20 protein-coding genes and 1 pseudogene are annotated in these 22,260 nt (G+C 69.2%); 6 read left to right on the top strand and 15 right to left on the bottom strand.

Annotated features, from left to right (window positions below):
- Window positions 1–29: 29 nt before the first annotated feature.
- Entirely contained in the window at window positions 30–1,904 is a 1,875-nt protein-coding gene (locus ACK5NO_RS11950) for an MFS transporter (protein WP_416812906.1), read from the top strand.
- Here the strand turns inward: ACK5NO_RS11950 and ACK5NO_RS11945 are convergent.
- The 6 genes from ACK5NO_RS11945 to ACK5NO_RS11920 form a co-directional block, all read right to left on the bottom strand.
- A complete protein-coding gene (locus ACK5NO_RS11945; protein ID WP_416812905.1) occupies window positions 1,901–2,539 on the bottom strand; it encodes a hypothetical protein in 639 nt (212 codons plus the stop codon). The two genes, ACK5NO_RS11950 and ACK5NO_RS11945, sit on opposite strands and share 4 nt — an antisense overlap.
- 231 nt (window positions 2,540–2,770) lie before the next feature.
- Window positions 2,771–3,124 carry a hypothetical protein gene (locus ACK5NO_RS11940; protein ID WP_416812904.1) on the bottom strand — a complete coding sequence of 118 codons (354 nt, stop codon included), beginning with the start codon at window positions 3,122–3,124 and terminating at the stop codon, window positions 2,771–2,773.
- Window positions 3,125–3,168: 44 nt separating this feature from the next.
- Complete coding sequence (locus tag ACK5NO_RS11935; RefSeq protein WP_416812903.1) at window positions 3,169–3,642, bottom strand: methyltransferase family protein; 474 nt, start codon at window positions 3,640–3,642, stop codon at window positions 3,169–3,171.
- A 4-nt stretch (window positions 3,643–3,646) separates the two neighbouring features.
- The gene (locus ACK5NO_RS11930) at window positions 3,647–4,804 is read right to left on the bottom strand and encodes a 1-acyl-sn-glycerol-3-phosphate acyltransferase (protein ID WP_416812902.1); all 1,158 of its coding nucleotides are present in this window, start codon (window positions 4,802–4,804) and stop codon (window positions 3,647–3,649) included.
- Window positions 4,801–5,625, bottom strand: a complete 825-nt coding sequence (locus tag ACK5NO_RS11925; RefSeq protein ID WP_416812901.1) for a patatin-like phospholipase family protein — start codon at window positions 5,623–5,625, stop codon at window positions 4,801–4,803. The genes ACK5NO_RS11930 and ACK5NO_RS11925 overlap by 4 nt, the downstream gene beginning before the upstream one ends.
- Window positions 5,626–5,634: 9 nt before the next feature.
- Window positions 5,635–7,980, bottom strand: a complete 2,346-nt coding sequence (locus ACK5NO_RS11920; protein WP_416812900.1) for a hypothetical protein — start codon at window positions 7,978–7,980, stop codon at window positions 5,635–5,637.
- 94 nt (window positions 7,981–8,074) lie between these two features.
- On the opposite strand from ACK5NO_RS11920, the gene ACK5NO_RS11915 reads away from it, so the two are divergent.
- Window positions 8,075–8,674, top strand: a complete 600-nt coding sequence (locus tag ACK5NO_RS11915) for a dienelactone hydrolase family protein (protein WP_416812899.1) — start codon at window positions 8,075–8,077, stop codon at window positions 8,672–8,674.
- Between the two features lie 231 nt (window positions 8,675–8,905).
- Here ACK5NO_RS11915 and ACK5NO_RS11910 read toward each other — a convergent pair whose 3' ends face one another.
- From ACK5NO_RS11910 to ACK5NO_RS11900, 3 genes are all read right to left on the bottom strand, one after another.
- Window positions 8,906–9,400, bottom strand: a complete 495-nt coding sequence (locus tag ACK5NO_RS11910; RefSeq protein WP_416812898.1) for an aminoacyl-tRNA deacylase — start codon at window positions 9,398–9,400, stop codon at window positions 8,906–8,908.
- A 9-nt stretch (window positions 9,401–9,409) separates the two neighbouring features.
- The gene (locus tag ACK5NO_RS11905) at window positions 9,410–9,871 is read right to left on the bottom strand and encodes a hypothetical protein (RefSeq protein WP_416812897.1); all 462 of its coding nucleotides are present in this window, start codon (window positions 9,869–9,871) and stop codon (window positions 9,410–9,412) included.
- Window positions 9,872–10,046: 175 nt separating this feature from the next.
- Complete coding sequence (locus tag ACK5NO_RS11900) at window positions 10,047–10,598, bottom strand: NYN domain-containing protein (protein ID WP_416812896.1); 552 nt, start codon at window positions 10,596–10,598, stop codon at window positions 10,047–10,049.
- Between the two features lie 121 nt (window positions 10,599–10,719).
- Between ACK5NO_RS11900 and ACK5NO_RS11895 the strand changes: the two genes are divergently transcribed.
- Complete coding sequence (locus ACK5NO_RS11895; protein WP_416812895.1) at window positions 10,720–11,907, top strand: exonuclease SbcCD subunit D; 1,188 nt, start codon at window positions 10,720–10,722, stop codon at window positions 11,905–11,907.
- Entirely contained in the window at window positions 11,904–14,891 is a 2,988-nt protein-coding gene (locus tag ACK5NO_RS11890) for an AAA family ATPase (protein ID WP_416812894.1), read from the top strand. Before ACK5NO_RS11895 ends, ACK5NO_RS11890 begins: the two co-directional genes overlap by 4 nt.
- On the opposite strand, the gene ACK5NO_RS11885 is transcribed toward ACK5NO_RS11890, so the two are convergent.
- A complete protein-coding gene (locus ACK5NO_RS11885; protein ID WP_416812893.1) occupies window positions 14,888–15,361 on the bottom strand; it encodes a GNAT family N-acetyltransferase in 474 nt (157 codons plus the stop codon). The two genes, ACK5NO_RS11890 and ACK5NO_RS11885, sit on opposite strands and share 4 nt — an antisense overlap.
- Before the next feature lie 209 nt (window positions 15,362–15,570).
- On the opposite strand from ACK5NO_RS11885, the gene ACK5NO_RS11880 reads away from it, so the two are divergent.
- Window positions 15,571–15,849, top strand: coding sequence for a hypothetical protein (locus tag ACK5NO_RS11880; RefSeq protein ID WP_416812892.1), 279 nt, complete (start codon window positions 15,571–15,573; stop codon window positions 15,847–15,849).
- A gap of 117 nt (window positions 15,850–15,966) precedes the next feature.
- On the opposite strand, the gene ACK5NO_RS11875 is transcribed toward ACK5NO_RS11880, so the two are convergent.
- The 4 genes from ACK5NO_RS11875 to ACK5NO_RS11860 all read right to left on the bottom strand — a co-directional run bounded on the left by ACK5NO_RS11875 (window position 15,967) and on the right by ACK5NO_RS11860 (window position 17,712).
- On the bottom strand, window positions 15,967–16,107 hold the full coding sequence (locus ACK5NO_RS11875; RefSeq protein ID WP_416812891.1) for a hypothetical protein: 141 nt from the start codon (window positions 16,105–16,107) through the stop codon (window positions 15,967–15,969).
- A 69-nt stretch (window positions 16,108–16,176) separates the two neighbouring features.
- Entirely contained in the window at window positions 16,177–16,347 is a 171-nt protein-coding gene (locus ACK5NO_RS11870; protein WP_416812890.1) for a hypothetical protein, read from the bottom strand.
- Window positions 16,348–16,674: 327 nt separating this feature from the next.
- A complete protein-coding gene (locus ACK5NO_RS11865) occupies window positions 16,675–17,145 on the bottom strand; it encodes a hypothetical protein (RefSeq protein ID WP_416812889.1) in 471 nt (156 codons plus the stop codon).
- A gap of 141 nt (window positions 17,146–17,286) precedes the next feature.
- On the bottom strand, window positions 17,287–17,712 hold the full coding sequence (locus ACK5NO_RS11860; protein ID WP_416812888.1) for an excisionase family DNA-binding protein: 426 nt from the start codon (window positions 17,710–17,712) through the stop codon (window positions 17,287–17,289).
- Window positions 17,713–17,864: 152 nt separating this feature from the next.
- On the opposite strand from ACK5NO_RS11860, the gene ACK5NO_RS11855 reads away from it, so the two are divergent.
- A complete protein-coding gene (locus tag ACK5NO_RS11855; RefSeq protein ID WP_416812887.1) occupies window positions 17,865–21,446 on the top strand; it encodes a TM0106 family RecB-like putative nuclease in 3,582 nt (1,193 codons plus the stop codon).
- A gap of 12 nt (window positions 21,447–21,458) precedes the next feature.
- Here ACK5NO_RS11855 and ACK5NO_RS11850 read toward each other — a convergent pair.
- Window positions 21,459–22,260: pseudogene (locus ACK5NO_RS11850) on the bottom strand (IS256 family transposase); the annotation flags it as partial.

Raw genomic sequence — 22,260 nt, 5'->3', positions numbered from 1 at the left:
CGCCGTCGATCAGCGGAAGGAGTCACACCGTGCGCGACAGCGCCGCCACCGCCGAACTCGAGCGGCCCGCGATCGACCCCTCCGACGCTCCCACCGACGACCTCGCCCTCGACGTGGTCGAGGCCTTCCCCGACGGCACCGAAACACTCGACGCGGCCACCACCGCAGTGCTGCCTGTCATCGAAGTCCCTCCCGTCGTGGTGGTACCGCCTGGCGCCGACATTCCCGGCCTGGTGGACGAGTCCGTCGCGCTCGCCCCCGAGGTGGTCGCCGACGTCATCGACGAGATCGACGCCACCACCCTCGCGATCCCCGCCGCGACGGCGGCCCAACCGGTGGTGCTCGACGAGGCAGAAGCTGCCACGCGCTCGATCGAGTCGCTCCTGCTGTCGCCACGGCGAGCCAAGCTCGCCCTCACGGTGCTGTCCGTCTGCGCCTTCGCGTTCGGCGTGAACGAGGCGTCCGTGGTGGCCATGAGTGCGGCCATCGCCGAGGGGCTCGACGTGCCCGTCGCGAGCATCGGCGTGCTCGCCACCGCCTTCGCCATCACCGTCGTCATCGCCACGATTCCGCTCGCCCACCTGACACAGCGCTGGAGCCGCCGTACCGCCCTTACGGGCGCCGCCGCGACCTGGACGGCAGGTGTCGCGGTAGCCGCGAGCGCATCGGCCCTACCCATGCTCGTCACGGGCCGTGTCATCTCCGCCGGAGCCCACGCCCTGTTCTGGGCGATCGTCGCGCCGACGGCGGCGAGCCTGTTCGCGCCGCACCTGCGCGCACGCACGGTCACCTCGATCATGATCGGGGCGTCGGCTGCCGGCGTGCTCGGCACTCCGACCGTGACCTTCCTCAGTGGCGCCGTCACCTGGCAGGCGCCGTACTGGATTCTCGCGGGACTGGGCGTGATGCTCACCGTGGCGACCGCGCTCACCCTTCCCGCAGTGCGCGCGCACGGCTCGTCGAGCGGCGTGCGAGGCGACCTCCCCTCTGGTCCGGCGTTCGCGCGGGTGCTCGCCGTCGCCTTTCTCGTCACGGTTGGCATGACCGTCACGTGGACGTACGTGGTGCCGTTTTACACGCGAGTGGCAGGGCTGCCCTCGTCGATGGTGCCGCTGCTGTTCGCGCTCGGCGGCACCCTGGCCGTGGCGACCACGCTCGCCGTGGGGCGCTTTCTCGCCCGCCACGCCGTCCGCACCGTCGCCGTCGGCACCGCACTGCTGGTCGGATCGTGGTCGCTGTACGCGCTGGGACTGGGATGGTCCGCCATCGCCGGACAGGCGCTGCAGTCCGTGGGCTGGGCGATCATCGCGGCCGGACTGCTGAACTGGGCCATGCGCCACTCACCGTGGCGCACCGAGATGGGCGTAGGCGTTTACACCGTCACCATGAACGCGGGCGCCGCCATAGGACCGATGCTGGGGGCCGCGATCGTGGCCCAGTTCGGCATCGCGTTCCTGCCGCTCGTCTCGATCGCGCTCAACGTCGTCGCTGCCATCGTCATCGCCACGGTGCCCCGCCCCACCGTCCGCAAGCTCGCGGTGCCGCGCGCCACGCGCATGCGCGCCGCGGCGCGCAAGGCACGCACCCCCCGCAGGGTCGCCCCGCCGCTGCCTGCACGCCGCGTCAAGGCGCTGGACCCCGAGTCGCTGCGCCAACAACGCGCCGAATGGGAACGCCGGATCGAACACAACGCTCAGCGACGCGCCCGCTCGCGTGCCGCAGCGCGTGCCCGCAAGGCCCGCGTGCCGAGCGCACGACTGGGCGTCGACAGCCCCGGCCCTGCGTCAGGGTCGCAGGCAGCGCGCGACGCCAAGGCCGCGAGGCGCGCCAAGAGCTCCGGCCAGCGCCGCCCCCAGGACCCTCGTCAACGCAAGAGGGGCACGGGGCCCAGCAGCGGCACTTAAGCCTGCGCGGCGCCCTGCTCTGCGCCCTGCTCTGCGTCCTGCTCTGCGTCCTGCTCTGCGTCCTGCTCGGCCGCATCTGCGGGGCAGAAATCCGGATCGTCGTCGGGCACGTGCTCAGGGATGACCACGGACATCAGCGACCACATACGCGACCCCTCGGGGCGCGGACGCCCCTGGTACTTGTCGTACACGGCTTGAAGGTCCGCCGAAAGTTCCGCTCGTTCGTCAGGCGTGAGCCACACCGACGAGTGACGAAGGCCGTAGCGGTCGTCACGCCAGGACTCACCCGCCTTCGCGACGTGACGCGCTGTCGTGCTGACGATCACGTTCGCGAAGGTCTGCACTGAAGCGAGAAACTCCTCTTCAGTGCCCGACGTGATGTCGTCCGGAGACATGCGCGCCGCATCGGGCGCGCGGCGGTACGTACGTTCCATTGCTCCGCCACGACGTTCTTCCTTCACTACCTCGATGATCCCGGCCTCATGCAATTGCGAGATGGCACGGTACAAAGAAGCTTGCGGTACGTCGTGGAGGAGCTCCCCCATGTGGCGCGTGGTGAGGTCGTTCGCGCTCAAGGCGATGACCACACGCATGCGCACCGGATGCAAGAGCAACCGGGCTCGCTCGTAAGACATGGCGGCCAGTCTATGGGGACAAGCCTCCCCTAGCCGGGCGATTGTGGCATTTCCGGCACGGGGCATCCGGGGACTGCACGCCACCGAGCACGATAGGAGTCGCCGCGGCTCCTCTTGTGTCGAGGCGGGTATCAGGGACGCCGCCACCGCGCAGATGACGCCAAGACGGGTATCAACCGGGGTGGGGGTGGGGGCTGGGGCGCGGCGCTGCTGGGGTGGGTGGGTGGCGCGTCAGACTACGCTCACGCGCCACCACTGGTCCTGCCCGCGCATGGGCGCCGGGTCGTAGGCGCGGCGCACGTCATCGAGCATCAGCAACGTGTCCGCGACGTCGTACCGCGCGTCGGGGTCGCGGATTCCCACCGCGGGCGGAACGGTCAGGGCCGTCAGCCCAAAGTCGTGAATGACGTCGTGGGCGTACACATGCGCCTGAGCCCGCACCGAGTTCGCGCCCAGCACCCTCATGGTCACGATCACGCGCCAGCCGCTGGGCAGGCATCGCACGCGGTGGCCGGCGGTTTCCAGGCGCGCGCGTGCGTCGGCCAAGACGGGGCCGACCTCGATGGCGAGCTCCACGCGCTCCACCGCTTCAGTCTGGCACCGCGACGCAGGTCTGTCAGGGGGATGAATCAGGAGCGCAGGCGACCGATCTTTGGCACGAAGCGACCAGTGACCGCCGCGTAGTCGCGATAGCCGTCATAGGCGGTTAGCAGATACCGCTCTTCCAAGCGCGCCTTGAACGCGAAGAACACGCACAGCACGCCCACTGCGGCGTAGCACCACGCGCTCCCGGAGCCCACCGCGACCCCCAGGCAGATGACCACCAAGGCGGAGTACATCGGGTGGCGTGCCCAGCGGTAGAGCCCGCTGCCCACCAGTCCCGCCTCGTTGGGCACGGGCGAGGGGGTGAGCGACGCCCCCAGAGATGTGCCAGTCGCGATGACGCCCGCCGCGCCCACGAGGATGAGCACCAAGGCAAGCCACAGGACAGTGGGGAGGCGAGGAGGAGCGTCCACGAGCGCCGTCACCGCCACGGCCGCGAACAGCAGGCCTTGCGCGGCGACGGTCCCCCACGCCCGCAACTGTGACGCCTTCACCGGCATGCTCTCAGTCCTTGTCCGGCTGACGGTTGGCGGCCTGCGCGAGCTTCTCGCGGCGCTGACGTGCGGCCTCAACCGCGGCAGTGTCCTGGGTGTCATCCTGATGCCCGTCGATCCAGGTGTCGATGCGTTCCCACCAGTCGTAGAGCCACAGTTCGCGGTCCTCGACCCGCTCGGGTACGTCGTCAGCGACCCAGCCCTTGATGATGATGCGCTTGTCGACGGGGAGGTCTCGCCAAATGTCGGCGACCGTCGACAGGCGTTCGAGTCCGGTGTGCGCGATCATCACCACGGTCGCGTCGGGGCAGGCCTGCATCGCTGACAGCACTCCGCCCGCGTGCGGCGGCATCACGTGGGGCATCGCTTCCGCGCGTGAAGCGAGTTCCTCGTGGCCGGCCGCTCGCAACTGGTCGATGCGCCGCTGGCGACGCTTGGGGGTGGCGTTACCGCCCTCGGGGAAGATGAGGAGCGCATCGTCGCGATCCAGCGTGGTTGCGAGTTCCGCCACCGAGGCGGCGCCACCTGGCTCGCCCGGCTTGCGACGGCTGCGCGCGGACACAAATCGGGTGGGCAAGCGATTGAGTAGCACGTCGATCGCTGGGTCCCACTGGAGCGTGTCCTTGAGCACGATCGCGGGCTCGCGGTCGAACCGGTTGATGAGCGCGTGCACGATGACGAAGGAGTCTCCTGGCCCCGCGTGACGACTCACCACAATCAGTGGCTTGCCAGGCGTGATGTCGTCGAGGTTGGCGTCGCGCATCTCGATCTCGAGGCGCAGGATTCGCCGCGCGGCGGAGAAAAGCGACTTGAGCATGAGACCCGCGAGCCGGTAGTGCTGAAGTGCGAAGAACGGCGAGCGGATCTTCCAGCCAAAGCCAGAGGCGATCCACAACACCGCCATCCACACCAACGCAAGCGCATCCCACAGCAGGTAAAGCCCCGCCATGAACAACACCCGCAGCACGCGCACGCGCCCGGGCAGTGCCCACGCCACGACGCCCGCCACCACGAGCCCCACCCATACCGCCAGTGGCATCCACACAAGCGCCAGCAGCACGATTCCAGGGGCGAGGACGCATCGGCGCACCCACACCGGAGGCAGCCCCCACGAGACTCGACGAGCCTTGCGGCGCTCGCGCAGTTCCTCCGCAGGCGCGCCGCTCACGCGTGCGCCTCGACCAGGTAGTTCGCGGTCGCCTGGTAGGCGCGCTCGATGCGCGCTTGGGTGCGGTCGAGGTTGCGGTACGACGTGAGTCTCGCATCGTCGGGGTGACCGCCGCCGTAAGGCAGCACGTGAAGGTCGACGTGGTCGGGAACCGCCGCCATGTCGCGGAAGAACCGGTGTCTCCGCGCAATCTCGAAGGCCACCTTGGCCACGTCGGAAGGCTTCTGCGGCACGCTCAGCGGCTCCTCGATGCGCCCCACCTGGAGGACGTAGACGGTAGTGGCGCCGCGAGCGATCGCCTCGGATAGCGGGATGGAGTTGACCACACCGCCGTCGATGTAGTGCTCGTCGCCGATCTTCACTGGAGGCAGCGCCGCGGGGACCGAGCACGACGCCACGACTGCGTCGATCAGCGGGCCGGAATCGAACCAGGTCTCGGCGGCACGCTCGATGCTCGCCGCGCACACCGCGAGCGGAACCTCCAGGTCCTCGAAAGTGGCGTCGGCGCCCACCATGTCCGCGATCATGTCCCTCAACGGGGCGGGATCGTTCAGGTGCGTGCGCGAGCGCGCCAGGCGACGCAGTTGGCGTGGCCACCACTCGCCGTAAATGGTGCCCGCCTCTGGCGAAGCCCATGCCTGTTCGAGTTGCTCCACGACCGACAAGTCAGGGTTGGCCGCGACGGCGGTGCCGTTAATGGCGCCGATGCTGGTGCCGACCACCATGTCTGGTTTGACTCCTGCTTCGAGCAGCGCCCGCAGCATGCCCACCTCGACAGCGCCGCGAACACCGCCTCCTCCAAGAACGAATGCGACGGTCATGACGCCAGGCTATCGGTGGGTCGTACCGTCGCGGCGGCGAAGCCACCACCGTCGCCACCCGTGGGGCGCCGAGCCATCGTCGGGCTCCTGCTGGCCCGCCGCACCACGATCTCTGCCCGGCGGCATTCGCGTGCCGCCGAGCTCGTCGAGCGCGGCCTGATACTCGGGGCTGTAGGTGTAGTTCGAGTGGGTCAGCACGTGTGCGACGCCCCGCGGCGGGGCATGTGAGGCCTGCCTGCTGTGTGCTCCGAGGACGCCGATGGGGTGGCCGAGCGGGTCCGTCTCGCGGAACAGTTGAATCCAGCGGTCGCCGCTGTCGTGGTTCAACGACCCTAGGCGCGAGTCGTCAAACAGGTGCGGGAAGAGCCTCTGGTAGTGCTCCGCGAGCAGGTTGCCGTAGGTGAGGAAACGCAGATGTGTCGCGGGGACCTCGCCGCTCGCCAGCACTCGGCGCATCACCGGGAAGCCGAGCACCGCGCCTTGGCTGTGGCAGCTCAGAACGATGGCGTGATCGGGATGATCCTCGTGCACGTGCGCGAGGCGCCGCTCCAGTGCGGGGATCGCGGTCTCGGTGTACGGCGGCGGTGCCCAGGGGTGGTGAATGCGCGGCCAATAGTTGGTCAGGTCCCACAGCACTCCCACTCCCCTGCGAGACTCACGATCGCCCGAGGCGGAGAGAATGAACCACAGCACGGCCACCGCCGGCAGGAACAATGCCGCCACCACCGCGATGATGGTGAACGTCGTGGCCGCGATCCACGCATGGTCGATCCCCGCGGTACCAGGCAGGTCGGTGTCGAGCCGCGCCCAAGCGAGCACATCGATCCCACCCTGGCCCAGCAGCCAGCCGAGCCCCACGGCAGCCGCACCGATGGCCACCGTCCCTGCGAGGAGCGCCCACCTGCGTGCACACAGCCGCACCACCAGATAGGCGACAAACAGCCAGCCGACCGCGCCCAACAACATTCGTGGGTCGGACACCGACTGGCTCAGCCTGCGCGCCCACTCCTCCGCCGGGAGTGCCCGCCGCGTCAGCTCCGTGGCGACGAGCGCGAGTGCGGCAATGAGCATGCCGACACCTGCGCGCCTCAGTTCGACGGGTGCATGCTGAATGGCGGCCCTGAACCGGCGTGCGCCGTCTACTCCCTGCTCGCCACCGGGTGCGAGTGGCTGCATACGCCCGACGATGCGCGCCGCAACAAACAGCACACCGCAGGTCATCACCACGGCGGCGAAGTCGATCAGGCGGAACAGCGCCGCGGGCTGCGGGTCCTCGATGAAGGACTGGAACGATCGGCGCGACGCGAGCCCCATCAGCGCGTACGACAGCGCACCAAAGGCCGACATCGCCATGAAGAAGCCCACCACCGCGAAGGCCGTCGAGAACCCCGCCGAGGCCCGGACCGGCATGCGCGACTCCGCGAAAAAAGCGATAGCCAACAAGATGGCGGCCGATGCTGCCAGCACAAAGTGCGCCTGCGTGAGCCCCGCGGCGGCCCGGGACGCCTGGTCGGCGAGCCCCGCAGAGGCGATCGCGAGCGCCACCGCCACCGCACCCACCCACGGCGCACGGTCTCCTGCACGTTTGGCGACGTCCTTGCCCCTGGCACGAATCGTGAGGGACGCGGACAGCCCCATGACCATCCCCAGCGCCGCGAAAGCGAGCATGATCGCACCAAGAATGCCGGGCGCATCGGCGCTCCAGGTCCCTCCCGTGACAGCCCAACCGAGTGCCGCCACGCCGCTCAACGCGATGCCGAGGTGGGCGAGCGCGAGCGAGCGCAGCGACTTGACGCGCCCCCACGGGTCGTCGTGTTGATCACGGTCGTCTGGTGCACCGCCGAGCCGGGTGAGCACGTGCAAACCCGGCGGCACCAGGGCCGCGAGCGCGATGGTGCCTGCGGCGCGGCCGGGAGCGAGCGCATCGGCCGTCATGAGCCCCATGACGGAAGCGGCGGCTTGCACAGCGATCGTGACGACGAGTGCGGTCGCCACGACGGCCACGAGTCGCACCGCGACCGCCCTGGTTTTCTCCGCAAGTCCGGTGGCGTTGCGCGCGGAGTGGGTGGGGCTCATCCAGCCTGCGACATTGATCATCGCGAGGGGTGCCAGGAGCAGCCACAACGCCGTCACGCGGGTGCGTGAGGTGAGGCCTCCCCAACTGAACGCCTCGAGGATGCCGCCAGCCGAGCCCGCGTCGTGCACACGGTAGAAGCCGGCATCCGCATCACCAGCGACGCGCACGGGGAAGCCGCCCAACAGGGCCTCGGGTGGCGTGCCGGAGACGCCGTGCACCCGCACCTCGATGGTGCGGTCCGGCACCCGCACATGCACCAGTTCCTCAACGGCCTCCATGCGAGCGAACTTATACCCGGACTGTGACACGGCGCCGGGCGTCCGGGACCTCGGTCACTGTGCGAGGCCAGGCCGCGAGGGGCAGACTGGGGAGATGGCCGAGATTCTTCTCTTCCATCACGCGCACGGTCTCACCGACGGGCTGAGCGCGCTGGCAGACCGCCTGCGCGCGCAAGGACACACGGTCCACACCCCCGACTGCTACACCGGGCGCACCTTCCGCAGCCTCGACGACGGCATCGCGCATGCCGAGCGGATCGGGCACGACGCCGTGCTCGAGGTCGCTGGCCGCGCGGCGCGACTCCATCCGGGCGCGGATGTTGTCGTGGGGTTCTCTATGGGTGCGGTTCAGGCTCAATACCTGGCACAACACCTACGTCGAGTGCGTGGCTGTGTGCTGATGGGCGGAGTCACGGCGCCCGAGATGCTCGGCAGGTCGTGGCGGCCCCACGTTCCCCTTCAGGTGCACGTCGCCGACCCCGACGACTGGTGTCTGCCCGACGACCTGCACGTGCTTGAGCGCGCCGTTCCCCACGCCGAGGTGCACCGCTACCGCCACAAGCGCCACATGTTCGCCGACCCTGCGGTGCGTGACTACGACGCCGACGCCGCCGACCTGTTCGAAGAGCGGCTCGACGACTGGCTGCTACGCCTCGATGCGGGCCGCGCGGGGCCAACGCCTGCGGCGATGTAGCGCGCGGGCCGCTGGACTCCGTACCTCCCCCGGTTGATACCCGTCACGGCAGGATCTGCGCGGTCCGGGCGCGCTGGATACCCGTTCGTGCGGCGGGGCAGCCGCCGAGGGAGCGGCGGGCATGAGTGCCTCACAGGAAGCACGCGACCCTCGAAAACCGACCACCGTTGCCTGCTGGGACGCTAAGAAACGGGAAGGGTACGGCGCGTGAGCAGGACCGCGCAGGCCGCGCTACAGCGGGTCGGTCACGTCCGCGATGGCCGCGTCGAGCACTTCCACCAGTTGTGCCGGGTGCACGCTCGCTGCGACACCATGCGCACCGGCCCCGATCGACACCGGCCCCTCGCGCGAGACGATCAGCCGGTCGGCGATGACCGGCCACGGCGTACCTGAAGGCGCAGGTAAAGCACCGAACGGCGTAATGGTGCCGCGCTCGTAGCCGGTCGCCTCGCGCGCACCCTCAGCATCGGGCATCGACAGGCGGCACACGCCCAGGTACTCGCGCAGCTTGGGCCAGGAGATCTGCCGGTCGCCGGGAACCAGGACCAACAAGAAGTCGGCCTCGCCACGGCGCACCACCAGGGTCTTGAGGATCTGGCGCGGTTCGACGCCGCGCGCCTGTGCGGCCTCTTCAAGCGAACGCACGGGGCCGTGCACGGTGACCTCGTATTCGATACCCGTCTGCGCGAGCGCGCGAGTAGCGGGCGTGTCAGGAGCGTCGGTCACCACTGGAGGCTAGCCGACGGGAAGGAGCGCCGCGGGGGTGCCCGGCAGCAGCCCCATCTCGACGGCCGGGCTCACTCCCGGATGCGTGACGAAGCCGGTCATCTCTGTGAGCGGCGCGATCGACCCGGCGTACCAGTCGACGAACACACTCGTGGTCATCGGAACGATGCCCTTGACGATCAGCAGGTAGCCGCCCACCAGCAGCGCCGCCAGCACGGCCAAGCGCAGCGAGAAGGCGAGGATCGAGATGCCCAGACGGGCGTAGTCGGCATGCCACGCCGTCGTCGCGGGGCTCGCGGCGATGGGTCGCGGCTGTACCTGCGGTGCGGCGACCGGGCGGGGCAACGGGCGCAGCAACGAGCCGATGCGGAAGTCGCGTTCAGCGGCAATGGCCGCCTTGGGCGATAGGGCCGAGTTACGGTCTCGCGCAGGCTTACGTGGGGTCGCCACGAGCGGATGTGCGATTGTCACGTTTCCTCCGAGGATGCTGGGGTTGGCGTGCCATCTACTTCCTGAACCTACCTGCGCGAACCGCTATTCCGCCGGGTGCGATACCGAACCGTTATGCACGGTTTGTCCGATTCTCACCTGGTGGACTTCGACCCCATTTTCGGCAACGAGCGAGGCCGCCCAGGAGCCGCCAGCCTCAGGCCGCCAGCGCTAGCCCCCCGAGCTCTCGCGCGCTGTCCAAGGCGACTACCTCGTCGGCGACGATGCGTACGGACCCATTGAGCGCATCGGCCCTCGAGGCGACCGTGGTGCGCACTCCCCTCGCGCGGAGTTGGACCGCCGTCTCGAGGAACTCGCGGTCGCCGCTGGCGATGACAACCTCGTCGAAGCGAGCGGCGGTGTGGTCGTGATCGGCGGCAGCGGCGACGAGCGCACGGTCGGCCCCCGATGCGCCTTCACGCACGACCAGACGGTGCGGCGCGCGCACTCCGAACACCTTCACGGCTGACTGCGGGCACGCACCAATGACCACCTGATCCGTCCCCGCGCGGAACGCCACCCGAGCGAGCACACCCTCAATGGCGACTTCGAACAGCGCTGCGTCGGCGTCGCGCGGCTCGCAGCCGAGCAGATTCTCGACATCAATGAGGATCAGACGGCGGCCATCGTGACGCATGGCGCGCCGGCTGCGGACACGACGCGGCGTGGCGGTGGCAGTGTGTCTGGTACGGCTCTCTTCGGTGGTCATGTTCGCTCCCCTCAGCGACGGTGTGCTGGACACCTCACACGCTAGGGAGGGGGTCTGACATTGCCCGGCTCGGCCTGGCGCTCGGCACGTCCGTGTCACACCCCACCGCTACGGTGCATGCATGCGGATTTTGCACACCTCCGACTGGCACATCGGGCGCACGTTTCACGGGCATTCGACCGATGAACACCTGCGTCAGGTGCTGTCCGCGATCGCCCAAGCCGTCGCGGATTACGGCGTCGACGTCGTGGTGGTCGCGGGGGACGTGTTCGATTCGTCGACGCCCAAGTCGGACGCGTTCACCCTGCTAGCCGATGCGCTGCGCGCCATCCGCGCGCACGGCGCCCAGGTAGTGCTCACCTCGGGCAATCACGACGGGCCGGCGCGGCTCGCCCACAACGCGGCGTTCGCGTCGGCGGGCGGCGTCCACATCGAGGCCGACATCACGGACCTGTCCCCCGTCACCCTCGCCGACGAGCACGGCGAGGTGCTGATCTACGGCATCCCCTACCTGCATCCCGAGTTCATGCGGGCCGCCTATGCGGACTTCACGGGGTCCTCTCACGAGGACGCTCTCGCGTTCGCCATGGACCTCATCAGGGCCGATGCGCTCTCTCGCGCCGCTGAGGGTTCACCCCGGTACGTGGTCGCCTCGCACTGCTTCGCGGCCGTCGGAGGAACCGCGCCGCCCGAAACCACCGAGGCCAGCGGTCGCGCCGAGGAGCGCGACATCACCCGCGGCGGGCTGAACATCGTCGACGCTAGCGTGTTCGACGGGGCGGCGTACGTGGCGCTCGGGCACATTCATTCGCGCCAGACCCTCGCGGAGACCGTGCGCTATAGCGGGGCTCCGCTGCGCTTCAGTTTTGGAGAACGCTCCAGTGTCAAGGGTGCGTGGCTCGTGGATGTGGGTGCGTCCGGTGTCGACGCGGTCGAGTGGCTCGAGCTGCCCACGCCGCGCGCTGCGGTCCGGCTCGAGGGGACGCTCGCCCAGTTGCTCGCCAACCCCGACCCGGCGGCGCAAGAGGCCTGGGTTGAGGTGGTGCTCACCGACGACCAACTGCCCCGCGAAGCGATGCGCACGCTGCAAGAGGTCTACCCCCATGCGGTGACGCTGTCGCACGCGCCCGCGCACCGACACGAGCACGGCGAGCATGACTACGCCGCGCGGGTGGAGGGCAAGTCGGATGCCGAGCTGGTCGAGGAGTTCTTGGCGTTCGTACGCAACGGAGCGGGCGCATCGGCCGCTGAGACCGAACTGCTCCACGCGGCGCTCGACGCGGCCGACGCCGAGGAGGCCACGCGATGAAGGTGCTGAGCCTCGCGATGGAGGGATTCGGGCCGTACCGGGAGCGCCAAGAGGTGGACTTCACGGCGTTCGACGACGACATCTTCGTCATCACCGGCAAGACCGGCGCGGGCAAGTCGACCATCCTCGACGCCATCGCGTACGCGCTGTACGACGCCGTGCCGCGCTACGAGGGCGCTGACAAGGCCGTGCGCAGCCACTTTTGCGGACCCGACGACCCCACCTCGGTGACGCTGACCTTCGAGTCCGGCGGCGAGCGCTACCGCGTGACCCGCACGCCCGAGTACCTGCGCCCCAAGCAGCGCGGGGACGGCCTGACCAAAGAGAAGGCCACGGCGATGCTGTGGGTCGAGCGCGCGGGCCAGTGGGAGGCGCTCGAGGTGGCGCTGCGGGACGCGAACGCGCGCATCCGCGACATCATGCGCCTCACCCCCGACCAGTTCCTGCAGGTGATCCTCCTGGCACAGGGGCGGTTCGCCGAGTTCTTGCAGGCCGACACCGACGAGCGCCTCGCGGTGCTGCGTTCCCTGTTCGGGACCTCGCGGTTCAAGGACCTCGAGGCGCACATTCGCGAGGTCGCGCGCGAGCGCTCACGCGCCGTCGAGACGGCCGATGCTCACTTGGGTGAGATTGTCGCCCGGGCCGCCGCTGAGGCCAAGGTTGAGGCGCCGCGGCTCACCGAACGGGAAGAGTGGTTCGCGGCGACGCTTACCGGACTGTCCGACGTTGCGGTGACGGCGGGCGAGGCCCGAGTCGAAGGTGCGCGGTTGGCCGATGCCGCGGCTGGCGCCTTGGCAAAGGCGAAGGCCGTCGCAGACAAGCTCGCCCGGTTGTCGGCCGCGCGGGAGACCGTGGCGTCGCTTGAGGCGGGAGCGGCCGACCATCAGGCCGAGACGGACCGGCTCGCAGCGGCGCGGCGCGCCGCGCCTGTGGCGGGGCCGGCCCGTGCCCAGGCTCGTGCACAGTCAGCACTCGCCGATGCGCGCACGGCGCGTGAGCGCGAGGGTGAGATGGCCGCGGCTTCTGCCGTGGCAGACCTCGCGTGGCCCGCTGACTTGGGTGGACTTGGCGAGGCCGACGAGGGGGCGTTGCGGGCCCGGCAGTCCGAGGTGGCAGGGCTGATCGGGGGGCTCACGTCGCCGCTCGAGGCGGAGCGGTCGTTGCCCGCCAAGCGCGAGGCGGTAACGGATGCGGAGGGCGCTGTCGCGACCGCGCGCGAGGCGCTGGAGGAGGTCGAGGCGGAGCTGGCTGCGGTGCCGGCTGAGCGCGCGCGGCTCGACGGCGTGCTTGCGCAGGCGACGGAGCGCGCGGCACGCGTGGATGATGCTGCGTCGACCCTCGCACGCGCCGAGTCTGCACTTGAGGCTCACGGTCGGGTGGCGCAGATCGAGGAAGAGCTCCGTGTGGCGCTACTCGCCGAGGTCGAAGCCTCGGGCGCCAACGCCGCCGCCGCGAGCGCGCACGCGGGTCTGGTGGCGCGCAGGCTCGCGTCGCAGTCGGCGCACCTGGCCAAGGACTTGGTCGATGGCGACCCGTGTCCCGTGTGCGGCTCGGCCGATCACCCCTCCCCCGCGCGCCCCACGGACGAGCACGTCACCGACGAGGAGGTCGAGGCAGCTCAGGATCGGCTGGCTCCCGCGAAGGCGACGCTCGACGAGGCCTCCGCAGTGGTCGCGGCCGTCAAGGAGAGGCTCGCGGCCGCGCATGCCCAGGCTGGCGAGGGCGACGTAGAACAGGCGCAGGCGGCGGTCGTGGAGGCACGTCAGGGTCACGAACTGGCGCTCGACGCGGTCGCGCTGCGTGATCAGGCTCGCGCGGACCTCGCCGCCCTGCAGGAATCCGAGGCCGCACTTGGTGAGGCGCTGCGCGAGCGTCGTGCCAAGGTCGATGTCGCGCGCGGCGCGCTGGCCACCGCGACTCAGGCGGTCGTGGAGGCTGAGGCTCTCGCCGCTCACGCGCCCGAGGGCTACGGCAGCGTCGGCGCATACGCCGATGCACTCAGCGAGGCAAAGTCGCTGCTATCCTCCCTGGTCAACGCGGCTGCGACAGAGGAGGACGCGGGAGCCGCCGTGGCCAGTGCGAACCTCGCCCTCGCCGAGGCGCTCGACGGCTCGGGTTTCACGGATGCCGACTCGGCCCTGACCGCTGAGCTCGACGTAGACGCGTTGGCGGCGCTTGAGACGTCCGTGGCCACCTACGCCGCCGACCTTGCTGGGGCGCGAGCAGTGGTCGCGAGCCTGGGATCCGAGGACCTCCCCGATGATCCGGGTGACCTGGAGGCTCTTGGTGACCGCGCATCGGCGCTTGCGCACGCTCGGGATGAGGCGATCGCCGCGGAGACCTCTGCGGCGGGAGCAAGAGACCGCTTTGCGGCGGCGCAGGCCGACTATGCGCAGCAAGCGGGGGCCTCGCAGTCGGCTCGTGAGGCGCGCGACGTAGCGCTCACGCTCGCGGATTCGCTCGAGGGAAGACCACCGAACGAGCGCAAGATTCGCTTGGAGTCGTTCGTGCTGGCCGCCAAGCTGGAGCGCATTGTCGCGGCCGCGAACGCGCGCCTGCAGATCATGTCGAGCGGCCAGTACCTGCTCGAACACGACGACGACAAGCAGTACCGCAACAAGCAAACCGGGCTGGGACTGCGGATCGCCGACGCCCACACAGGTCAGTCGAGGTCCACGCGGTCACTGTCGGGCGGCGAGACCTTCCTCGCCTCGCTCGCCCTCGCGCTGGGACTGGCCGAAACCGTCACCGCCGAGGCGGGCGGAATTCGCCTGTCGACGCTGTTCATCGACGAGGGCTTCGGCTCGCTCGATGGAGACACGCTCGAGGTCGCGATGGCAACGCTCGACGAGCTGCGTTCGGGCGGGCGGACCATCGGTCTCATCTCGCACGTCGAGGCGATGAAGGAGCAGATCCCCGCCAAGCTCGAGGTCGTGAAGGGGCCCGACGGGTCCAGCCGGGTGGTGGCGCAGACTGTGCTTTAGTCGAACTCGCCGAACGGGTAGACGACGTCAGCGAACGGCCACTCGCGCGCGAGCCAGGCGGGCACAAACGTGTGGAGAACGTCGGCGAGGCCTGCGGGCGCATCGGCAACCGTCCACCACGACACCTCAGCGGTAGGTGCGGTGGCCCCACCGGCGTCTTCCGGCGGGTCGATGTAGATGCAGCCGTACAGCGCGCCCTCGTCGGCGGGCAGGATCGCGTAATTGAAAGACTCGTGGGTGACCATCTCGTCGGCGTGACGGGCGAGGTCCTCGCGGTCGGCCTCGGCGGACATGTCGGCAGGAGGCCAGCCCCACTGAGCACCGTACTTGGCCCACAGCATCGGCTGGTTGCCCATGACCGCGGGCATGTCGATCTCGAGGTCGTCTGCGCTGATGGGGCGCAGGTGCACGCCCTCGGTGACCTGCACGCGCAGCGGGTGGACAAAGTCGCCGGGAAGCCAGGTGCTCACGTGCCGAATCTAGCCCCTCCGGCGCCTGGCGCGCACGGCCCCGCCCCCATTCCCCGCCTGAGCGCCCCACAAGGACGTGATGGTCGCTTTTCGCACCCCCCGTGCATCCTGCAAGGCGCTCACGTCCGCACTGCGGAGAGGCCACCCGCTAGAGTGCGAGCGGGTTCACACCAGCGCACCATGCGCGCATCGAGACTGAGGGGCCTCCGATGACCGTTCACGCCACATACATGCCCGCCTTACCCGCGACCGGAGGCGTGCTTGCACTCGCCATCGTCGTCGTGTTCATCGTCTTCTGGGTCTGTGTGATCGTGGCCTACTTCTCGATGGCCAACGACCTGTCCAAGATGCGCAAGGAACTGGTGCGACTCACGGCGCTCGTCGAGATACAGACGGAAGAACTGCTGGCCACCAACGAGCGGTCACGCCCACGTAGCCTGCAGGTCGACGCCAAGCCGTTCGACCCGTGGGTCGACGACCGCACCTGACGACTCTCCGGGAGCTTGTGTAGCCGCCACCGGTGGGAGACACCGGGGCGCGGTGCCTCCGACGCGCAGTCCACTGTCGCACGAGCCCTCAACGTCGCCCGCGATTTCCGGCTCACTTCAGACCACGCTCGCGAGGTCCGCGCCCAGGTGGCCGATGCGGCGGCTGGCTGGCGCGATCAGGCTCACCTCGCCGGCATCACGCCCGGCGCCTTCGACCAGGCGCCCTAACGCAACGAAGAAACCGGGCTCTGCGCTCACTCAACGGTGGGAGCCTGCCCACGCTTGGCGTCACAGCACTCGACTCCACGAGACATCGCCAGGTGACAATCAGCACGTCCCGTCGCCAACCTGCCCCACCACCAGCGACCTCACGTCGACGTCGCTGTCGACCTGGCGTAGGCGGTCCACGAGCCCGCAACGACCCACCAACGTCGACTCACTTTCGCGCGGGTGCGTGATCTCAAGCAGCAGCCCGGGCATGAGGGCTTCAAGCTCCACCACCCGAGAGCTCGAATCACGGGGTGAGCTCGCAGCACCCGGGGTCGCCCCGCACGAGCGGAGTAAACCCCGGGAAGTTCTCCAGCCGGAGTGTCCCTCCGCCACTGCTGGGATCGACGGCCTCCGTCCACGGCCACTCGCCCAGGATGCCCGCCCCCACGTGGAACCTCACGTAGGCCTTGACTCTATCGCGGTGCCGCATAGTCGCCCCCCGTGCCCCGGCCGCATTCTCACGCGACCCGTACGCTCCAGTCGTCAGCTTGAGTACATCTGAGTCGTCAGTTTGAGGACTGACCCGCGCGTTGCGCTGGTCGCGACCGCAGACCACTACATGCGCCGGCGCATCAGTTCCCCGAGCACCTTGGCAAACCGGGGGCAACCAGCGGCCTTAGCGTGCCTCGGCACGTCCGCCTCGCCGTCACGCTTGAGGAAATACGAAACCTGGGAGACGAGGACCTCGTCGACCAGCTCCTGCGAGGAGTCGTACACGACCATGAAGAAGTCGTCAGGGCTGATCGGCTCGTATGGCACGGGCGGCTCGCGGTCTCGGTCTTGGAGAAGGCCGTGATCGCCCGTCAGCAGTTTGTCGAACTGACCCGCGGTGGTCGCGGCACGCACATGAGCGTCACCCGGGTCTTGAACAAGCATCCATTGCTCCACGGGGTAGTCGTCGATGACCTCGTCCAGTTGAGTCTCGAGATGCTGTCTCAGCCGTGCGATGTGACCACCGGACTGTTGTGGATGCGTGTCCCGATAGCGCGCGATCGTCTCCGCGAGCACGTCCTCTGAGGCGCCCACGGTCTACATTCGCCCACCAGAGTGGTGGCGTAGCAAGAACAGCCAGTCCCTCTGGCGCCGGGAGAACAGCACGTTAGCGTCGACGAACACCCTAGTTGCCATGCCAAAGCACCGTACAAGTGCGGGGCCACCCGCACCAGGCTAGATGCCGAGTTCGTCCTCCAATGCACGGAGGCTCTCGAACGCGTCGCGCTGCCGCTCGAGTCGTTCCCTGCGGAACTGGGTCACGTCTTCAGTCTTCACTCGTGTGTGAGTTCCAACTTTGTGCGCCTTGAGCGACCCCTCGGCGATGAGTTTCATCAAGGTGGGCCTCGAGACTCCCAGCTGCTCGGCCGCGACGGACGTCGAAAGCTCATCGGGAAGTGTTCCCACTGTCACAGTCTCGCCACGTGCGACCGCAGCGATCACTGCTTGGACCATACCGTGGAGTTCAGCGGGCACCATCAGTGGTTCAGCGCTCACGGTCGCCGCAGAATTCAGGCGGGTGAGCCTCTGAGCAGCGCTGATTTCGGTGCTGGACGCAGCTAGTTCGGTACGACCGGCGCCAGCACGCAGGGTGATCGGCATGAGATTCCTCCAGAGAACTTCGACTGCAACTGTAAGTCCTTTCGCTTATAACTGCAACTAGGAACGGGCGCGAGACACGGCCTCCGAGCCCCACACCCACGTCAGCCCCCTCCCCTACGCTCACCCCTAGAACCATCAGAGGGGATGCACGCATGCAGTTGCACAGCGACAGCGCAGGACACACCACGGTCACATGGTCGGCGAGCGACTTGGCTGTCGCGAGCGACTGCGAGTTTGGCTTCCTGCGCAGGCTCGACGTCAAGGCCGGCCGCATCCCAGACCCAAGGTTCGAGCGCGACGCCATGCTCGAGCGCGCGGCCGCCCTGGGCGACGTCCATGAGCGGCGCATCCTCGACGCCTACCGCGCCCAGTTCGGCGACGGGGTTGTCGAGATCCCCCGCCCCGCCCACACGCCACAAGGGATAGCCGATGCGGTGGCCGCCACCGCGGCCGCCTTCCAGTCAGGCGCACAGGTGGTCTTCCAGGCCGCGTTCAGCGCACCGGACCCCGAGCGCACCACAAGCTTCATCGGCTACGCCGACTTCATCACACGCCAACCCGACGGCAGCTACCGCGTCGAGGACACCAAGCTTGCCCGCCGCGCCAAGGTCACCGCGCTGCTGCAGATGGCCGCCTACGCGGAGCAGCTCGAGCGCACGGGCGTGCCAGTCGACACCACCATCACCCTGATCTTGGGCGACGGCAGGCGCTCGGACCACCACCTCGACGACGTCGCCCCCGTCTTCCGCCTGCGCCGCGAGCGCCTGCTGGCGCTCATCATGCAGCGCCAAGACGAGGGCACCGCGAGCCACCAACCCGTGGAGTGGGGAGACGACCGCTACGCCATCTGCGGCCGCTGCGACTGGTGCGCCCTCGAAATCGACAACAACAACGACGTCCTCCAAGTCGCCGGTCTCAGCGTGGCCCAACGCGTCAAGCTGCGCGCCCACGCCATCGACACCACAGCGCAACTGGCCACGAGTACGGACCCCATCCCCGGCATCGGCGCGACGACCCTCGAGAACCTCCGTACCCAAGCGAGCCTGCAAGCCACCCGGCGCGAAGGCGAGCCTCCGCCTGTCCAGGTGACGGACGCATCGGCCCTCAGCGCCCTCCCGCCGCCGAGCGAGGGCGACATGTTCTTCGACTTCGAGGGCGACCCGCTGCATGAGGAGCGCGGGACGTGGGGGCTGGACTACCTGTGGGGCTGGTGCGACGCGGCCGAGCGTTTCACGCCCATCTGGGCGCACAGCCTCGAGCAGGAGGCGGTCGCACTGCGCGCCTTCCTCGACACGGTGAGCGAGCGCCGCGAGCGCCATCCCAACATGCACGTGTACCACTACGCCGCCTACGAGAAGACGCACCTGCTGGCCGCGGCGGTGCGGCACGGGTTCGGCGCTGACGAGGTGGACGACCTGCTTCGCCAGCACGTGCTCGTGGACCTCTACCCGATCGTGAGGCGCGCCATGCGGGTGGGATCGGCCTCGTACTCCATCAAGAAGCTCGAGCCCCTCTACTTTGACCGCACGCGCGAGGGCGTGGACAACGCGGGCGACTCGGTGGACGCCTACGCGCAGGCGTGCGCGCTGCGCGACGCGGGGGATGTGGCGGGCTGGGAGGCGCGGCTGGGCGACATCGCGCGGTATAACGACGACGACGTCGCCTCCACGGTGCAGCTGCGCGACTGGCTGCTGGGTTTTCAGCGCTCGGCGGGGGTCGCGTATGCGGCGCCCGCGCAGGCCGCAGCGCCTTCCGACAAGGCGGTGGCGGCTCGACAGACGGCCGATGCGGTTGCGGCTGGTTTGCTGAAGGCGGCCGATGCGGCGGCTGGGCGGGGGGATGAGGACTCGGCACTGGTGGCTCGCATGGCGCGCGCGGCGGCGGTCTTTCATCCGAACGAGGACAAGGTCTTCTGGCAGAGCCACTACTCGCGGTTGGTGCAGCCGGTTGACGACTGGGCGGATGAGCGGGATGTGTTCGTGGTCGAGCGGTGTGAGGTGCTTTCGGAATGGGAGCGTCCGCCGCGCGCGCGGACTTTGAAGCGCCGGGTGCGACTGCATGGCCGCGCCGCGCCGGGGTCGCGGTGGGCCGAGGGAGACTCGCCGTTTGCCGTCTACGCCCAGCCCGCGCCGTTTGCTGTCGCCAACGCCGAGCCGGGTGCGAGGGCGGCGCACAATCGCACGGCGGTGCTGGACTCGGGGCCGGACTGGATCGAACTGTTGGAGTCGCTCCCCGGTGATGCTGCGCCGTATTCCGAGGCGCCCGTGGCGCTCACGCCGTCCACTCCCCCGGCGACCGGAGCGCTCGTGGAGCAGATTCAGGCGTGGGCGCAGCGGGTGACTGCGGTGCCTGCCGCCGCCGTGGCCGATCCATGTGTGGACTTGTTGTTGCGGCGGCCGCCGCGGGTGGTGGGTGCAGGCGCGCTCGGTGAGGAGGGGTTGTCGGCGGCTGATCCAGAGGACGCGACGCCAGCAATCGTCGACTCGCTGCTGCGGCTCAAGCAGTCGTATGTGGCCGTCCAGGGCCCGCCTGGGACTGGCAAGACCCACGTGGGCTCGCACGCCATCGCGGCGTTGGTGCGCGACCACGGCTGGCGCGTGGGCGTCGTGGGCCAGTCGCACCGGGTGGTCGAGAACTTCCTCGATGCCGTGGTGGGGAAGGCCGGGCTCGACGCGTCGTTGGTGGGCAAGTCAAGGAAGGGCGGCGACACGGAGCTGGCGGCGCGTGCGCAGTTCACGGTGCTGCCGAGCGGTGGCGCGGCCTCCTTCGTGACGGGCACATCTGGAGGCTGCGTAGTCGGCGGCACGGCGTGGACCTTCGCGGGGCTGGTCGACAAGCTCGACCGCCCGCTGGACCTGCTGGTGATCGACGAGGCCGGCCAGTTCGCCCTGCCCAGCACCATCGCCGCGGCGCAGGCGGCCATGCGGTTGCTGCTGTTGGGCGACCCGCAGCAGTTGCCGCAGGTGACGCAGGCCCGGCATCAGGAGGATGTGGACGCCTCGGCGCTGGGGTGGCAGTCAGCGGGGCACGACGTGCTCCCGCCCGAGCTGGGGTACTTCCTGGCGCTCACGCGCCGCATGCACCCGGCGCTGACGGAGCCGGTGTCGCGGCTGTCGTATGAGCGCTCGTTGAGGGCGCACGCGGTGGCGTCGACGCGGTCGCTTGAGGGCGTCTCGCCGGGGTTGATGCCCGTTCCTGTAATGCACGCGGGCAACACGGTGGAGTCTGTCGAGGAGGCCGCCACGGTGGTCGCGATCGCGCGCGACGTGTTGGGCCGGGCGTGGACCGACCCGGGCGCTGGGCGCGATTCGACGCCACTCACCGAGGCCGACGTCATCGTCATCACGCCGTACAACGGGCAGGTCAACGCGGTGCAGTCGGCGCTGGCGGCGGCGGGGCTGGCGGGAGTGCGCGTGGGCACGGTCGACAAGTTCCAGGGCCAGGAGGCCCCGGTGTGCATCGTGACGTTGGCGGCATCCTCGGCGCGCGAGATCCCCCGCGGCACCGAATTCCTGCTCAACCGCAACAGGTTGAACGTGGCGATCTCTCGCGGCCAGTGGGTGGGCTACTTGGTGCACTCGCCGGGGCTGTTGGACTCGATGCCACACACGCCGGACAGGCTGTCGGAGGTGGCGCGGTTTGCGGGGCTCACGGATGCCAGAAAGCGCAATGACGGCCCCTCTCGCGAAGGAGCACCTACCGCCGACGGGGTCAAGTCCCGTGGAGTGGTGTAGCGGTTTCCTTCGTCAGGCGGTGAGTGCGAGGGTTTCGGCCACCTCCTCGATGCCCGTGTTGGGTACGGCGGTGAGGCGGCAGCGGGCGAGGGTTTCGAGTCCGATGTAGCGCTTGGTCTCGACCCATTCGTCGGTCTGCTCGGCCAGGACCGCGCCGACGAGGCGGATGATGGCGTCCCGATTGGGGAAGATCCCCACGGCGTCGGTACGCCGCCGGATCTCCTTGTTCAATCGTTCGGCGGGGTTGTTGGACCAGATTCTCAAGTCCACACGTCCTTGGGGAAGGTCGTGAGCGCGAGCAGGTCGTCGTGGGCGCTCTCTAGGTGCGCGAAGACGTCGGGCAGCCTGTCCTCGGCGTAGTCCAGGAGGCGGTCGAACTGGGCGTGCACGGATGCCGCGTCGGGCTGGTCATAGACCGAGTGCAGCATCGCCTTGACGGCCGGCGTGTGGCGCTCATGAGGTTGGCGGCGTAGTGGGTGCGGCAGCGCTACCAGGCCGCTCCAGGCAGGTTCGCCGCGATCGCTTCCACCAGCCCTGCATGAGCGTCGGAGGTGACCAGGCGCACGCCTGCCAGACCGCGGGCGACGAGGTCGGCGAAGACCGTTTTCCATTCTGCCCCTTATCACCGGTGGAGAACTGTTGGCCGAGCAGTTCGCGGTGGACGTCGCCTCTGAGACCGGTGGCGACGAGACACTCGGCGTTTATCACGCGGCCGCCCTCGGGGACCTTCATCGTGAGCGCGTCCGCGGCGACGAACGTGAACGGACCGGACTCCGAAAGCGGCCGGTGGCGGAACGCCGCGACATGCTCGTCG

The sequence above is a fragment of the Demequina sp. genome (assembly GCF_047975725.1).
Taxonomy (GTDB): Bacteria; Actinomycetota; Actinomycetes; order Actinomycetales; family Demequinaceae; genus Demequina.
The sequence above is the reverse complement of the archived record's forward strand: the minus strand, read 5'-3'. Positions and strand labels throughout refer to the sequence as shown.

Bases quoted from the DNA above. Each gene is read 5' to 3' on its own strand.
- ACK5NO_RS11945 (WP_416812905.1), bottom strand. From the start codon at position 2,539: ATGTCTTACGAGCGAGCCCGGTTGCTCTTGCATCCGGTGCGCATGCGT.
- ACK5NO_RS11935 (WP_416812903.1), bottom strand. From the start codon at position 3,642: ATGCCGGTGAAGGCGTCACAGTTGCGGGCGTGGGGGACCGTCGCCGCG.
- ACK5NO_RS11925 (WP_416812901.1), bottom strand. From the start codon at position 5,625: ATGACCGTCGCATTCGTTCTTGGAGGAGGCGGTGTTCGCGGCGCTGTC.
- ACK5NO_RS11920 (WP_416812900.1), bottom strand. From the start codon at position 7,980: ATGGAGGCCGTTGAGGAACTGGTGCATGTGCGGGTGCCGGACCGCACC.
- ACK5NO_RS11915 (WP_416812899.1), top strand. From the start codon at position 8,075: ATGGCCGAGATTCTTCTCTTCCATCACGCGCACGGTCTCACCGACGGG.
- ACK5NO_RS11900 (WP_416812896.1), bottom strand. From the start codon at position 10,598: ATGACCACCGAAGAGAGCCGTACCAGACACACTGCCACCGCCACGCCG.
- ACK5NO_RS11895 (WP_416812895.1), top strand. From the start codon at position 10,720: ATGCGGATTTTGCACACCTCCGACTGGCACATCGGGCGCACGTTTCAC.
- ACK5NO_RS11890 (WP_416812894.1), top strand. From the start codon at position 11,904: ATGAAGGTGCTGAGCCTCGCGATGGAGGGATTCGGGCCGTACCGGGAG.
- ACK5NO_RS11880 (WP_416812892.1), top strand. From the start codon at position 15,571: ATGACCGTTCACGCCACATACATGCCCGCCTTACCCGCGACCGGAGGC.
- ACK5NO_RS11860 (WP_416812888.1), bottom strand. From the start codon at position 17,712: ATGCCGATCACCCTGCGTGCTGGCGCCGGTCGTACCGAACTAGCTGCG.
- ACK5NO_RS11855 (WP_416812887.1), top strand. From the start codon at position 17,865: ATGCAGTTGCACAGCGACAGCGCAGGACACACCACGGTCACATGGTCG.